Source organism: Arthrobacter ginkgonis, assembly GCF_039540195.1.
Lineage (GTDB): Bacteria > Actinomycetota > Actinomycetes > Actinomycetales > Micrococcaceae > Zafaria > Zafaria ginkgonis.
The window spans coordinates 292,482-306,296 of sequence record NZ_BAABEO010000019.1; the positions used below are offsets into that span (position 1 = coordinate 292,482).

The 13,815-nt window shown below is 71.5% G+C and carries 12 protein-coding genes and 1 tRNA gene; 10 read left to right on the forward strand and 3 right to left on the reverse strand.

Annotated elements, in window-relative coordinates:
- Positions 1–350: 350 nt before the first annotated feature.
- A tRNA-Leu gene (locus tag ABD912_RS14395) sits at positions 351–435 on the reverse strand.
- Between the two features lie 178 nt (positions 436–613).
- Between ABD912_RS14395 and ABD912_RS14400 the strand changes: the two genes are divergently transcribed.
- On the forward strand, positions 614–1,987 hold the full coding sequence (locus ABD912_RS14400; RefSeq protein WP_345151750.1) for a M20/M25/M40 family metallo-hydrolase: 1,374 nt from the start codon (positions 614–616) through the stop codon (positions 1,985–1,987).
- A 70-nt stretch (positions 1,988–2,057) separates the two neighbouring features.
- On the forward strand, positions 2,058–3,212 hold the full coding sequence (locus tag ABD912_RS14405) for an acyl-CoA dehydrogenase family protein (protein WP_345151751.1): 1,155 nt from the start codon (positions 2,058–2,060) through the stop codon (positions 3,210–3,212).
- A 3-nt stretch (positions 3,213–3,215) separates the two neighbouring features.
- Here the strand turns inward: ABD912_RS14405 and ABD912_RS14410 are convergent, their stop codons facing one another.
- Entirely contained in the window at positions 3,216–3,461 is a 246-nt protein-coding gene (locus ABD912_RS14410) for a DUF5703 family protein (protein ID WP_345151752.1), read from the reverse strand.
- A 41-nt stretch (positions 3,462–3,502) separates the two neighbouring features.
- Here ABD912_RS14410 and ABD912_RS14415 point away from each other — a divergent pair, with 41 nt between their 5' ends.
- The 3 genes from ABD912_RS14415 (at position 3,503) to mshC (ending at position 6,041) form a co-directional block, all read left to right on the forward strand.
- Entirely contained in the window at positions 3,503–3,838 is a 336-nt protein-coding gene (locus ABD912_RS14415; protein WP_345151754.1) for a hypothetical protein, read from the forward strand.
- 31 nt (positions 3,839–3,869) lie between these two features.
- Positions 3,870–4,694 carry an undecaprenyl-diphosphate phosphatase gene (locus ABD912_RS14420; protein ID WP_345151757.1) on the forward strand — a complete coding sequence of 275 codons (825 nt, stop codon included), beginning with the start codon at positions 3,870–3,872 and terminating at the stop codon, positions 4,692–4,694.
- 69 nt (positions 4,695–4,763) lie between these two features.
- Positions 4,764–6,041, forward strand: coding sequence for a cysteine--1-D-myo-inosityl 2-amino-2-deoxy-alpha-D-glucopyranoside ligase (gene mshC, locus ABD912_RS14425; RefSeq protein ID WP_345151758.1), 1,278 nt, complete (start codon positions 4,764–4,766; stop codon positions 6,039–6,041).
- Positions 6,042–6,075: 34 nt separating this feature from the next.
- On the opposite strand, the gene ABD912_RS14430 is transcribed toward mshC, so the two are convergent.
- Positions 6,076–6,957, reverse strand: coding sequence for a PAC2 family protein (locus ABD912_RS14430; protein ID WP_345151990.1), 882 nt, complete (start codon positions 6,955–6,957; stop codon positions 6,076–6,078).
- A gap of 90 nt (positions 6,958–7,047) precedes the next feature.
- Between ABD912_RS14430 and ABD912_RS14435 the strand changes: the two genes are divergently transcribed.
- The 5 genes from ABD912_RS14435 to dop all read left to right on the forward strand — a co-directional run bounded on the left by ABD912_RS14435 (position 7,048) and on the right by dop (position 13,798).
- Entirely contained in the window at positions 7,048–7,779 is a 732-nt protein-coding gene (locus ABD912_RS14435; RefSeq protein WP_345151761.1) for an HAD family hydrolase, read from the forward strand.
- Positions 7,776–8,939, forward strand: coding sequence for a site-2 protease family protein (locus ABD912_RS14440; RefSeq protein ID WP_345151764.1), 1,164 nt, complete (start codon positions 7,776–7,778; stop codon positions 8,937–8,939). Before ABD912_RS14435 ends, ABD912_RS14440 begins: the two co-directional genes overlap by 4 nt.
- Before the next feature lie 76 nt (positions 8,940–9,015).
- Positions 9,016–10,134 (forward strand): tRNA (adenine-N1)-methyltransferase, encoded by a 1,119-nt coding sequence (locus tag ABD912_RS14445; protein WP_345151766.1) that lies wholly within the window; start codon positions 9,016–9,018, stop codon positions 10,132–10,134.
- Between the two features lie 278 nt (positions 10,135–10,412).
- On the forward strand, positions 10,413–12,203 hold the full coding sequence (gene arc, locus ABD912_RS14450; protein ID WP_425548073.1) for a proteasome ATPase: 1,791 nt from the start codon (positions 10,413–10,415) through the stop codon (positions 12,201–12,203).
- Positions 12,204–12,217: 14 nt separating this feature from the next.
- Entirely contained in the window at positions 12,218–13,798 is a 1,581-nt protein-coding gene (gene dop / locus ABD912_RS14455) for a depupylase/deamidase Dop (protein WP_345151992.1), read from the forward strand.
- Positions 13,799–13,815 lie beyond the last annotated feature (17 nt).

The following is a 13,815-nucleotide window of genomic DNA, read 5'->3' on the forward strand; positions in this document are numbered from 1 at the left end:
GTCTTTGGCTCCCCCTGCCAAAACACGCACCACGGCCAAGGCCCGGGCGGAAGACCTGGCGGCGCATCCGCGAACGGGCCCAAGTGGCGCATGTCACGGCCCACGCTAACCGCGAATCGCGGCGGGGTCCACGGAGGGAAGGAAAGTGGTTCGGGATTCCAGCAAATTCACAAGGTGCCCCGCGAACGGAAAAGGGCCTTGGGACAAGGCCCGACATGACCGGATCCCGTACGAAAGGGCCCCAGCCAAAGGGGATCCGACGAGAAGGCCCGGGCAGAAGGAGGCCAATACGGATTATGCGGCCAACGCAAAAAGACCCCGGCCTGGTTTCCCGGCCGGGGTCTTCGCTGTGCGCGGAGGGGGACTTGAACCCCCACCCACTATACGTGGACTAGCACCTCAAGCTAGCGCGTCTGCCTATTCCGCCACCCGCGCAGGTGTCGGCGAACCCCGTTCCGAGTTCCGCAAGGAACTTCGTCTCCGGCGATCGCGGCGAGAAAGACTCTAACACCCTTTGCGCGCAGACACAAAATCGGGCCCCGGTGCGCCGTTCCGCCCGTTCCGGGCGGCTGACTAGGCTGGAGTCAAAACCCGGAACGGAAGGCGGCACACCATGACCCACCCTCGGCCCGACACTCCCCAGCCCCGGCACGCGGAGCCAAACCCCGCGCCCCCGGGACCCCAGGCCGGGAGCCCGGCGGCCGACGAGGTCGTGGAGATCTGCCGCAACCTGATCCGCTTCGACACCTCCAACTACGGCGGCAACCAGGGCCCCGGCGAGCGCGCGGCGGCCGAGTACGTTGCGGAACTCCTGGCGGAGGTCGGCCTGGAACCGGCGCTGTATGAGTCGGCGCCGGGGCGCACGACCGTGGTGGCGCGCATGGAGGGCAGCGATCCGTCACTGCCTGCGCTGGTGGTCCATGGACACCTGGACGTGGTGCCGGCGGCCAAGGAGGACTGGAGCGTGGATCCGTTCGCCGCGGAGGTGCGCGAGGGCATGATCTGGGGCCGGGGCGCGGTGGACATGAAGGACATGGATGCGATGATCCTGTCCGTCCTGCGCCAGATGCGCCGGGACGGGACGCGTCCGCGGCGGGACCTGGTGTTCGCGTTCTTCGCGGACGAGGAGGCCGGGGGCGAGTACGGGGCGCGGTGGATGGTGGAGAAGCACCCGGAGGCCTTTGCCGGCGCCACCGAGGCGATCAGCGAAGTGGGCGGGTTCTCCGCCACCATCGGCGGCCGTCGCGCCTACCTGCTGCAGACGGCCGAGAAGGGCATTGCGTGGCTGGACCTGAAGGCCGGGGGGCGGGCGGGGCACGGCTCCCAGATCAATGACGAGAACGCCGTCACGCGGCTGGCCGGCGCGGTGTCGCGCATCGGCGCGCACCGGTGGCCGCTGGAGTACACGGACACCACGCGCGCGTTCCTGGAGGGCGTCTCCGAACTAACCGGCATCGAGTTCACGCCCGACGACCCGTCCCGGCTGTTGGAGGAATTGGGGACCGTGGCGCGGTTCGTGGGGGCGACGCTGCAGAACACCTCGAACCCGACCGTGCTGAGGGCCGGGTACAAGCACAACGTCATCCCCGGTGGAGCGGAGGCGGCGATCGACTGCCGCACCCTGCCGGGGCAGGACGAGTTGGTGCTGGATGCGGTGCGCCGGCTGGCGGGGCCGGGCATCGACATCACGTTCAACCACAGCGACATCTCCCTGGAGGTGCCGTTCGCGGGGAACCTGGTCGATTCGATGGTGGGCAGCCTCAAGGCCGAGGATCCGGAGGCGGTGGTGCTGCCGTACATGCTGTCCGGGGGCACGGACAACAAGTCCCTGGCCCGGCTGGGGATCACCGGCTACGGCTTCGCCCCGCTGCGCCTGCCGGCGGACCTGGATTTCACCGGCATGTTCCATGGGGTGGACGAGCGGGTGCCCGCCGATTCGCTGAAGTTCGGCACCCGCGTGCTGCACCGCCTGCTCACCACCTACTGACGGCTCCGGGTTCTTCCGGCGCCCTTCCGGCGTCGTTCCTTCGCACCCCAGCCCCCTCCAGGAGACACCCGTGGACACCACCGACATCCTCACCCCCGACCTGCTTGGACGCTTCCGCTCGCGCGCGGCCGGCTACGACGCCGCGAACGCCTTCTGCGCGGAGGATTTCGAGGACCTGCGGGCGGCCGGATACCTCAAGGCCATGCTCCCGGCGGACCGCGGGGGCCTGGATTGGGGCATGGAACGGATGACGGCGGCCCAACGCCTGCTGGCCGCGCACGCACCGGCCACGGCGCTGGCCGTGAACATGCACCTGGTCTGGACCGGCGTCGCGCGGCTGCTGGCCGCGCGCGGGGACCACCGGCTGGATCGGGTCTTCGACTGGGTGGGTGCGGGGGAGGTGATGGCGTTCGGCGTCTCCGAGGCCGGCAACGACCAGGTGCTCTTCGATTCGACGACCCGTGCCGAACGCCAGCCCGACGGCGGCTACCGCTTCACCGGAACCAAGATCTTCACCTCGCTGTCGCCGGTGTGGACGAAGTTGGGCGTGTTCGGAAAGTCGGAGGAGGAAGGTGGGCCGCGGCTCGTCCACGGGTTCCTGGATCGCGGCGACGGCGGCGTCGAGTCCCGGGGGGACTGGGACACCCTGGGCATGCGCGCGACCCAGTCGCACAGCACCCGGCTGGAGGGCGCACCGGTCCCGGCGGAGCGGATCCACAGTTCGTTGCCGGTGGGGCCGAATGCGGATCCGTTGGTGTTCGGCATCTTCGCCGCGTTCCTGACCCTGACCGCGTCGGTGTACGTGGGGCTGGCCGAGCGCGGCATGGAGCTCGCGGCCGCGCTGCCGGCCGGGCGCTCCTCGCTGAAGGCGGCGGGCCGGTCCTACGCGCAGGACCCGGACATCCGCTGGCAGGTGGCCGAGGCCGGCCTTGCGGTGCTGGGCCTGGATCCGCAGCTGCGCCTGACCGCGCGGGACCTGGATGAGCGCGTCGACCACGGGCCGTCCTGGTTCCCGCGCCTGGTAGCGCTGCGCACGCACGCGGGGGACACCGCCCGCCGCACCGTTCAGCTGGCCCTGCAGGTTTCCGGCGGCAGCCAGTACTCCCGCGGCAGCGAGCTGGAGCGGCTCTACCGCGACGTGCTGGCGAGCCTCTACCACCCCTCCGACGCCGAGTCGGCGCACTCCACGGTCGCCAACTGGCTGCTGGGGGCGCCGCAGGGCTAGGAGTTAGGTGTACTGCCCGGGGATGGTGCTTTCGACGCGCATCACGCGCCGCCGCAGCCAGTAGCGGCGCATGCCGCCGATGTACATGCGGCTGCGGTGCAGCTCCCACTTGCCGTATTCGGCGTGCTCGGCTAGCGCGCGCCGGGCTTCCGCGAGGCTCTGGTCGGGCCGGACGGTCAGTACCAGGTACTCGAAGGGCCGGGACGGGTCGCGGTAGTGCTCGGATGCGGTGAATGCTTTTTCCATCATGTCCTGTCCATTGTCCGCTTCCTGCGGGTAACGTCTAGCCCATGAGCACAGATCCGCGTGTTGCCCTACAGGCTCTGGTGTCCTCGCTGGAGGAGCATCTGTCCGCCGTGGCCTCGCGCCGCGGCGCGCAGGACCCCTCCGTGGAGGCGGCGTTCTTCGCCATTGCCGATGCGTTCGAGGAGTACGAGGACGCCCTCTACGAGGCGTACGGCGAGGTGACCCCGCTGGAGCTGTACGAGGACAGCGAGGAGGAGTTGGAGGACGACCTCGAGGACGGGGACGGTTCCGACGCCGGGGTGGACGGGGTGCCGGGGGACGGCGGCGTGGAGGCCGCGCGCAGGCCCGCGCTGGGGCTCGTGGAGGTCGACGACAACTGATCGGGTCTCGGGGTGAAGTAGTCTCTCACGTGTGAATTGGTTCGAAGCTGCTTTCCTTGGCCTGATACAGGGCCTGACCGAGTTCCTCCCGATTTCCTCCAGCGCACACCTGCGCATCGTGGGGGAACTCCTGCCCAACGCGGCCGATCCCGGGGCGGCCTTCACCGCCATCACGCAGCTCGGAACCGAGACCGCGGTGCTGGTGTTCTTCTGGCGCGACATCGTGCGCATCGTCTCGCGCTGGTTCGGCTCGCTGACCGGCAAGGTCGAGCGCAAGGACCCGGATGCGCGGATGGGCTGGTACATCATCCTGGGCTCGCTGCCGATCGTGGTGCTGGGCCTGCTGTTCCAGGAACAGATCGAGGGCGTGTTCCGCAGCCTGTGGCTGGTGGCCACCACGCTGATCGTCTTTGGCCTGGTGCTGGCCGTGGCCGACGTGTACGGGCGCCAGCAGCGCGACCTGTCCGGGCTGGACGCCAAGCGTGGCATCATCTTCGGCTTTGCCCAGGCGCTGGCGCTGATCCCCGGCGTCTCCCGTTCCGGCGGCACCATCACCGCGGGCCTGTTCATGGGCTTCACCCGCGAGGCCGCGGCCCGCTACTCCTTCCTGCTGGCCATCCCGGCGGTCTTCGGCTCCGGGCTGTACCAGCTGGCCAAGAGCTTCGGCGAGCCCGGCCCCTACAGCCTCCCCGAGACGGCCCTGGCCACGGCCATCGCGTTCGTGGTGGGCTACGTGATCGTGGGCTGGTTCCTGAAGTACGTCTCCAACAACGGCTACCGCCTGTTTGTCTGGTACCGGGTCCTGCTGGGCCTGGCCCTGTACCTGCTGCTCGGCTTCGGAGTCATCCAGGCCTAGCGCCGGCGCCCGCCGGCACGGCCCGCACCCTTCCCTTCCCGGTTTTCGCCCCCGCAATGAAAGGACCCCATGCACGCCTGGTCCGCCCCCCGTGTCCCGACCCTTGACGGCGCCCCTCCGGCGCTGCGGATCCACGACTCCGCCCTGCGCGGCACGGCGGTGCCGGCCGCGGAAGGGTCCGCCGGCCTCTACGTCTGCGGGATCACCCCCTATGACGCCACGCACATGGGGCACGCGGCGACGTACGTGGCGTTCGACCTGCTGCACCGGCAGTGGCTGGACGCGGGGCTGGAGGTCACCTACGTGCAGAACGTGACCGACATCGACGATCCGCTCCTGGAGCGCGCCCACGCCACCGGGGTGGACTGGCGGGCCCTGGCCGCCGAGCAGACGGACCTCTTCCGGGCGGACATGACGGCGCTGAACGTCGTCCCGCCGACCTTCTACGTGGGCGCCGTCGAATCGATCGAGTGGATCGTGCCGGTCGTGGAGGACCTGCTGGCCCGCGATCTCGCCTACCGCGTGCCGGGCCGGCCCGGCGGGCCGGGGGAGGCCGCGGAACCGGACGGGGACGTCTACTTCGACGCGGCCGCGGCAGCCTCCAAGGCCTGGGCCCTGGGCGAGGTGAGCGGCTACGACCGCGACGCCATGCTCGGCTTCTTCGCCGAGCGCGGCGGGGACCCGGAACGGCCCGGCAAGCGCGACGCGCTGGATCCGCTGCTGTGGCGCGTCGCCCGCGACGGCGAACCCCGCTGGGACGGCGATTCCCTCGGCAACGGGCGTCCCGGCTGGCACATCGAGTGCTCCGTGATCGCCCGCCGCTTCCTGCCCGCCCCGTTCACCGTCCAGGGCGGGGGATCGGACCTGATCTTCCCGCACCACGAGTTCTCCGCCGGCCACGCCGCGGCCTGCGACGGGCACCGCCTCGCCGAGCACTTCATGCACACCGGCATGGTGGGCCTGGACGGGGAAAAGATGAGCAAGTCCCGCGGCAACCTGGTCCTGGTCTCCCGGCTGCGCCACGCCGGCGAGGACCCGATGGCGGTGCGCGCCGTCCTGCTGGGCCAGCACTACCGCACCGACTGGTTCTGGACCGACGACCTCCTGGAGCAGGCACGACGCCGGCTGGCCGCCTGGCGCGCCCGCCTCGCCACCGCGACCCTGGACGAGGGCACGGAACTGGTGGCTTCCCTGCGCGAGCGCCTCGCCGACGACCTCGACGCCCCCGGCGCCCTGGCGGCGCTGGACGCCTGGGCCGCCACCACGCCCTCCGGGGACGCGGCCGGTTCCGGCGCGCAGCTGGTCGCGGCGGCCACCGACGCGCTGCTGGGCCTGCGGCTGGTCTAGGTGGACTGATTGGGGGCGGTCCGGCCCCGGGGGCCTACGGGTCTCCGGGGCCCCGCTCGTGCCGGTTGCGGCGCTTGAGGTAGCGCTCGAATTCGCGGGCGATCGATTCCCCGCTGGCCTCGGGCAGTTCGGCCGCGTCCTGGGCCTCCTCCAGTTGGTGCACGTAGGAGGCGACCTCCGGGTCCTCGGCGGCGAGTTCGTTGACGCCGCGTTCCCACGCGTCGGCGTCCTCGGTGAGTTCGTGCACGTCCAGGTGCATGTTCAGGACCTCTTCGAGGCGCTTGACGATCGCCAGCATCGCCTTGGGCGAGGGCGGCTGGGCCACGTAGTGGGGGACCGCGCCCCAGATGGAGGCGGTGGGCAGGCCGGCGGTCGTGGCGGCCTCGGCCAGCACCCCCAGGATCCCGGTGGGTCCCTCGTAGGTGGCGGCCTCGGCGCCCAGGTCCTTGCGCAGCCGCTCATTGTCGCTGGTCAGCGTGGCCGGAAGCGGACGGGTGTGCGGGACGTCGACCAGCAGCGCCCCCACCAGCAGCACGGCCACCACGTTTTCCCCGGCGGCCCGGGCCAGCAGTTCGGCCGTGAACGCCTTCCAGCGGTAGGTCGGTTCGACCCCACGCACCAGCAGCACGTCGACGCCGGTGCCCGGGACCTGGGCACGCGAGAGCCGCGCCGAGGGCCAGCTGATGGAGCTGCGCCCGGTCGGCGTGCGCCGAACCGTGGGCCGGGAGAACTGGTAGTCGTAGTAGTCGTCCTCGCTCAGCCGGCCCACCTTGCGCGCACCCCAGGCCTTGGCCAGCATCCGCACGGCACCGCTGGCGGCTTCGCCGGCGTCGTTCCAGCCCTCGAAGGCCGCCACCATGATGGTCGGACGGACCCCCTCGGCGTCCGCGGCGGCCCCGGCGGCGATCCCGGTCAGCGAATTGCGTTCCTTGTTTTCCTCTGCCACGTTGCCACCCTAGCGCCATAGTGGGCCGATGGCTGGTCCCGGCCCCCGTAGAATTGCCCTATGCCTTCCTCCCTGCCGCCCGCGAACGCCTTCGATGCCGTGGAGGGGCTGCAGGCCGTCCTCTGGGACATGGACGGAACCCTGGTGGACACCGAACCGTACTGGATCGCCGCCGAACAAGCCCTCGTCGAGGAACACGGCGGCCGCTGGACCGAGGAGGACGGCCTGCGCCTTGTGGGGCAGGCCCTGCCGACCAGTGCCCGCATGCTGCAGGACGCCGGCGTCCGGCTCGGGGTGCGGGAGATCATCGACGCGCTCATCGCGGAGGTCCTGCGCGGGGTCGAACGCGAGGTGCCCTGGCGTCCCGGCGCCCGCGAACTGCTGGCCGACCTGGACCGCCACGGCGTTCCCTGCGCCATGGTGACCATGTCCGAGGGTCCGCTGGCCGGGCTGGTCGCGGCCGGGCTGCCCTCGGGCACCTTCCGCTTCCTGGTCACCGGGGACATGGTGTCCGTGGGCAAGCCGGACCCCGAACCCTACCTGATGGCGCTGTCCACGCTGCAGGAGAGCATCGAATCGCTCGCCCCGCACCGCGTCGTCGCGCTCGAGGACTCCCTGCCCGGGGCCACCTCCGCCGCCGCCAGCGGCGCGGCGACCATCGCCGTCCCGCACCGCGGCCACGTCCCGCCCGCGGCGGGCTGGGAACTGTGGGACACCCTGGCCGGGGTGGGCGCCCCGCACCTGGACGCCTTCGTGCGCCACCGCTCACCGGTGGCCGGGGCCAAGCCGTGAGCGCCGGACAAGGCCCGGCCGAAGGCCCTGCCGCAGGACCGGCGGGAGAACGCCGCGAGGGCATCCCGCTGGGCAGCATCCTCGGCGTCCCCGTCTCGCTGGCCTGGTCCTGGTTCGTCGTCGCGGTATTCATCGTCGTCGTCTTCTCCCCGGACGTCGCCGCCGCCCTGCCCGGCATCGGCACCCTCGCCGCCTACCTGGTGGCGCTGGCCTACGCCGTCCTGCTCGCCCTCTCCGTCCTGGTCCACGAACTCGCCCACGCGGTCAGCGCCAAGGCCTTCGGCTGGCCCGGCGCCCGGATCGTGCTGACCCTGTGGGGCGGACACACCCAGTTCGGCAGCTTCAACGCCACCCCGGGCCGGTCGCTGATGGTCGCCATGGCCGGACCGGCGGCGAACTTCATCCTCGCCGGACTCGGCTACGCCGCTGACCGCATCTGGGAGCCCGCCGGAGTCACCGGACTGCTCCTGGGCATCCTGGTCTGGGCCAACTTCCTGGTCGCGCTGTTCAACGTGCTCCCGGGCCTGCCGCTGGACGGCGGCCGCCTGGTCGAATCCGCGGTGTGGCGGGGCACCGGCTCCCAGGAGCGCGGCACCCTCGCCGCCGGCTGGACCGGCAGGGTCATCGCGGTCGGCATCGCCGTGTACTTCCTGCTGGTGCCCGCGCTGCGCGGCGAGGAACCGAACCTGCAGCTGATCGTGGTGGCCGTGCTGATCGCCGGCTTCCTGTGGTCCGGCGCCAGCGCCTCGATCGCGAACGCCCGCCTGCGCCTGCGCGTGCCGCACGTGGCCGTGCGCGAGCTGATGCAGCCGGCCTCCGGCATCCCCACCGACGCCCGCGTCGCGGACATCGACCGGCACCTGATGCGCCGCCCGCCCGGCCACGTGCTGCTGGTCTCCGCCGCCGGCATCCCCGAGGCCGTGGTCGACGCCGGCTCGCTGGCCGCCGTGCCCGCCCACCTGCGTGCCACCACGCCCGCCAGCACCGTCGCACGCGCCCTGGCCCCGGACGCCGTGGTGTCCGTGGACGAAGTCGGCAAGGAACTGATCGACCGCCTGGCCCGAATCGCCGGCAGCGAGTACGCGGTCCTCGACGGCGGGACCGTCGTGGGGCTGCTCTTCCAGGGGACGGTCGTCAACGCCGTCACCAAACGCCGCTGACGCCCCCGCGGCGCGCAGACCCGATCCTTCACAGTCCCGATCTTTCGCAGAACCACCGACCGGAATGAGCCACAGCATGACACAGAGCCCGAACCCCTCCTCCCCGCACGGGGCCGACGTCCGCCGCGGGCCGTTCCGCGCCGGCGAACGGGTCCAGCTCACCGACCAGAAGCGCCGCATCAACACGATCACCCTCACCCCCGGCGGGTCCTTCCACACCCACAAGGGCGTGCTGGCGCACGACATCCTCATCGGGCAGTCCGAGGGCGTGGTGGTGGAGAACACCACCGGCCACCGCTACCAGGCGCTGCGCCCGCTGCTGAGGGACTTCGTGCTCTCCATGCCGCGCGGCGCCGCCGTCGTCTACCCCAAGGACGCCGCGCAGATCGTCACCATGGGCGACATCTACCCCGGCGCCCGCGTGGTCGAGGCCGGCGTCGGCTCCGGCGCCCTGTCCATCTCGCTGCTGCGCGCCGTGGGCGATCACGGCTACCTGCACAGCTACGAGCGTCGCGAGGAGTTCGCGGACATCGCCCGCGGCAACGTGGAAACCATCTTCGGCGGAGCGCACCCGGCCTGGCAGATCAGCATCGGCGACTTCCAGGAGGAGGTCCTCAAGAAGGAGGAGCCCGGCTCCGTGGACCGCGTGGTGCTGGACATGCTGGCCCCGTGGGAGTGCGTGGACGCCGTGGCGACCGTGCTGGCACCGGGCGGGGTGTGGGTCAACTACGTGGCCACCGTCACCCAGCTCTCCCGCACCGCCGAGGCGATCCGCGCCGACGGGCGCTTCACCGAGCCCGAGGCGTGGGAGTCCATGGTCCGCGGCTGGCACCTGGACGGCCTGGCCGTGCGCCCGGACCACCGGATGGTCGCGCACACCGGCTTCCTGATGACCTGCCGCCGCCTGGCCGACGGCGCCGTCGGCATCCCCGGGCAGAAGCGGGTGAAGAACACCGAGTTCGCGCAGGAGGACCTGGACGCCTGGACCCAGGGCCACGACCAGGAGAGCTGGGACGCCGCGGGCCTGGGCGAACGCGGGGTTTCCGACCGCAAGCTGCGCCGCGCCGCCAAGGACGCCGCCTCCACCGCCCAGCGCGGGGCCTTCAGGGACACCGCCGGGGAAGGGCCGCAGGCCGCGGACGAGGCGGAGGACCAGGACGGCCACGGGGCCAGCCAGGAGCCCGGCCTGGACTAGCCCCGCCCGGCTTTTCCGCGCTGCGAGCGCCCGTGACCCCTGCCGGCGCGGAAGCCGCCCGGGCCCGCGGACCTTCGGGCCGCGCATGCCCGGCAGGCGGCGGCAGTCCGGGCACCGGCCACGACGCCGGCCGGTTCCGTTCCCCGGAACGGGACCGGCCGCCGTCGCGCCGTTTCGGGACCAACCTCTCGCCCAGAGGGGTTGGTCCCGCCGCCCCGCTGACTAGGATGGAACGAAGACCGTCCGGCCGGGGCGGTGAGCGACGAAGGGACAGGGACATGCCGACGGAGCAGGGAGCGGGCGGCGCAGGCGTTCCGGAAGGAACCCCCAGGCCGACCGAACGCGAATCACAACTGGAAAACCGGCTCGGCGCCGCGGAACGCCAGGTCGCGGTGCTGCGGGACAAGGCCCGGACCCTGGACCGGCAGCTGGCCACGGCCGCGCAGAACAACGGCCGGCTGGTGGGGATCCTCGAGCGCACCCGCGAGGAGATCATCACCCTCAAGGGCGCCCTGGAGAAGGACGGGGAAACCCCGTTCAGCTTCGGCACCGTGGTGGCGCTGAACCCGCGGGCCCAGGCCGAGGCCGGCCGGTCGATCGCCGCCGCGGCGGTGCAGAGCGCGGACATCATCCAGGGCGGGCGCAAGCTGCGCGTGGCGGTCAGCCCGCTGCTGAACTTCGACGCCCTGGAGCCGGGCCAGGAGGTGCTGCTGAACGAGTCCCTCACGATCGTGGCGATCCTCGGCTTCGAGCGGGCCGGCGAACTGGTGGCCGTCAAGGAGGTCCTGGACGACGGCCGCGTGCTGGCCGTGGGCCGGGCCGACGACCAGAAGGTGGTCAAGCTGGGCGGGGCGCTGCTGCGCGAGACGGTGCGCGTCGGGGACTCCCTGGCCATCGAGCCGAAGTCCGGGTTGGCGATCGAGCGGGTCCACCTCAGCGACATGCAGTCCCTGGTCCTGGAGGAGATCCCGGACATCGCCTACACCGACATCGGCGGCCTGGGGCCGCAGATCGAACAGATCCGCGACGCCGTGGAACTGCCGTTCCTGCACGCGGACCTGTACCGCGAACACGGCCTCAAGGCGCCCAAGGGCATCCTGCTCTACGGCCCTCCGGGGTGCGGCAAGACGCTCATCGCCAAGGCGGTGGCCCACTCGCTGGCCGAACGCACCGCGGAACTGCGCGGGACCCCGACCGCGCGCAGCTACTTCCTGAACATCAAGGGCCCGGAGCTGCTGGACAAGTACGTCGGCGAAACCGAACGCCACATCCGGCTGATCTTCGCCCGCGCCCGCGAAAAGGCCACCGGCGGCAACCCGGTGGTGGTGTTCTTCGATGAGATGGACTCGCTGTTCCGCACCCGCGGCACGGGCGTCTCCTCCGACGTGGAGACCACGATCGTGCCGCAGCTGCTGTCCGAGATCGACGGCGTGGAGCAGCTGGACAACGTGATCGTGATCGGCGCGTCCAACCGCGAGGACATGATCGACCCGGCGATCCTGCGCCCGGGCCGCCTGGACGTGAAGATCAAGGTCAGGCGCCCCGACGCGGAAGGGGCCGCGGAGATCTTCGCCAAGTACCTGACCACCGACCTGCCGCTGCACGCGGCCGACCTGGCCGAGCACGGCGGCGACGCCGCGGCCACCGTCCATGACATGATCCGCCGCACCGTGGAATCGATGTACGCCACCGGCAAGGAAAACGAGTTCCTGGAGGTCACCTACGCCAACGGCGAGACCGAAGTGCTCTACTTCAAGGACTTCAACTCCGGCGCCGTGATCCGCAACGTCGTGGACCGGGCCAAGAAGTCGGCGATCAAGCAGTTCCTGCTCTCCGGCGAGCGCGGCCTGCGCATGGAGCACCTGCTGGAGGCGGTGGCCGAGGAGTTCCGCGAGCACGAGGACATGCCCAACACCACCAATCCCGACGACTGGGCGCGCATTTCCGGCAAGAAGGGAGAGCGGATCACCTACATCCGCACGATCGTGCAGGACAAGGACGGTGCCGACGCCGGGCGCAGCCTGGAGGCGGAGAACCCGCGTCCCTACTCGACGGGGCAGTACCTGTGAGCGTGCACCGGGTGATGGGGCTGGAGACGGAGTACGGCGTCCTGGCCCCGTCCCAGCCCGGCGCGAACTCGACCCTGCTCTCGGCTCAGGTGGTCAACGCCTACGCCGCGACCGTGCGGCAGGGTTACGGCCACCTGGCCGGGACGCGGTGGGACTACGCCGACGAGCACCCGCTCGACGACGCCCGCGGCTGGACGGTGCCGCGCTCGGCCGCGGACCCCAGCCAGCTCACGGACGCGCCGGAGGAACTGACCGCGGAGGAGATCGCGCTGGCCGGCGGGGACGCGCGGGCAGGGGCGACGCTGTACTCGGAGCGGGAGGCCTCCGGGCACGTGCTGATGAACATGGTGCTCGGCAACGGGGCGCGCCTGTACGTGGACCACGCCCACCCCGAGTATTCCTCCCCGGAAACCACCAATCCGCTCGACGTGGTCCGCTGGGACCAGGCCGGGGACCTGGTGGTGCTGGCCGCGGCCCGGCGCATCGCGCAGACCCCCGGGTTCGCGGAGGTGCTGCTGTACAAGAACAACACGGACAACAAGGGCGTCAGCTACGGCGCCCACGAGAACTACCTGATGCCGCGCAGCACCAGCTTCGATGCGATCGTGGCCGGGCTGCTGCCGTTCTTCGCCACCCGGCAGGTCACCTGCGCGTCCGGGCGCGTGGGGGTGGGTTCCGCCGGGCGCGGGTCGGGTTTCCAGGTGAGCCAGCGCGCCGACTTCTTCGAGGCCGAGGTGGGCCTGGAGACCACCATCCGGCGCCCGATGGTGAACACCCGCGACGAACCGCACGCGGTGTGGGACAAGTACCGGCGCCTGCACGTGATCATCGGCGACGCCAACCTCGGCCAGGTGTCCACCTACCTGCGCGTGGGGACCACCGCCCTGGTGCTGTCCCTGATCGAGGCGGGGGAGGCGCCCGCGCTGGCGCTGCGCCACCCGGTGTCGGCGCTGCGGCAGGTCAGCCACGATCCGACGCTGCGCACCGCCGTCGAACTGGCCGACGGGCGGCGGATGACCGCCCTGGACATCCAGGAGGCCTACCTGTCCGCGGCCCGGAGCCACTGCGCCCGCACGGGAGCCGACGACGCCCAGACCCGGGACGTGCTGGAGCGCTGGCAGCGCACCATCGACACGCTGCGCGCCGACGTTTTCGCTGCCGCGTCCACGGTGGACTGGGTGGCCAAGTACCGGCTGATGGAGCAGTACCGCGACCGGCACGGGTTGGACTGGGACGACCCGCGGATCGCCCTGATGGACCTGCAGTGGGCCGACATCCGCCCGGAGAAGGGTCTCTTCCACCGGCTGGCCGCGCGCGGGATGGTGGAGACGCTGCTGCCGGCGGAGTCGGTCGCGGCGGCTGTGGCCGCCCCGCCGGAGGACACCCGCGCCTACTTCCGCGGGCGGTGCCTGACCGACTTCCCGGATGACGTCGTGGGGGCCAGCTGGGACGCGGTGATCTTCAGCGTCCCCGGGCGGGCCGGGCTGGAGCGCGTGCAGACGCTGGAGCCGCTGCGCGGGACCCGTGCGCTGGTGGGTCCGCTGTTCGAGGCGGGGCTGGGGATCGCCGAGTTCGTGGATCAGGTCAGGTCCTGACATTTCGTGGCTGACAA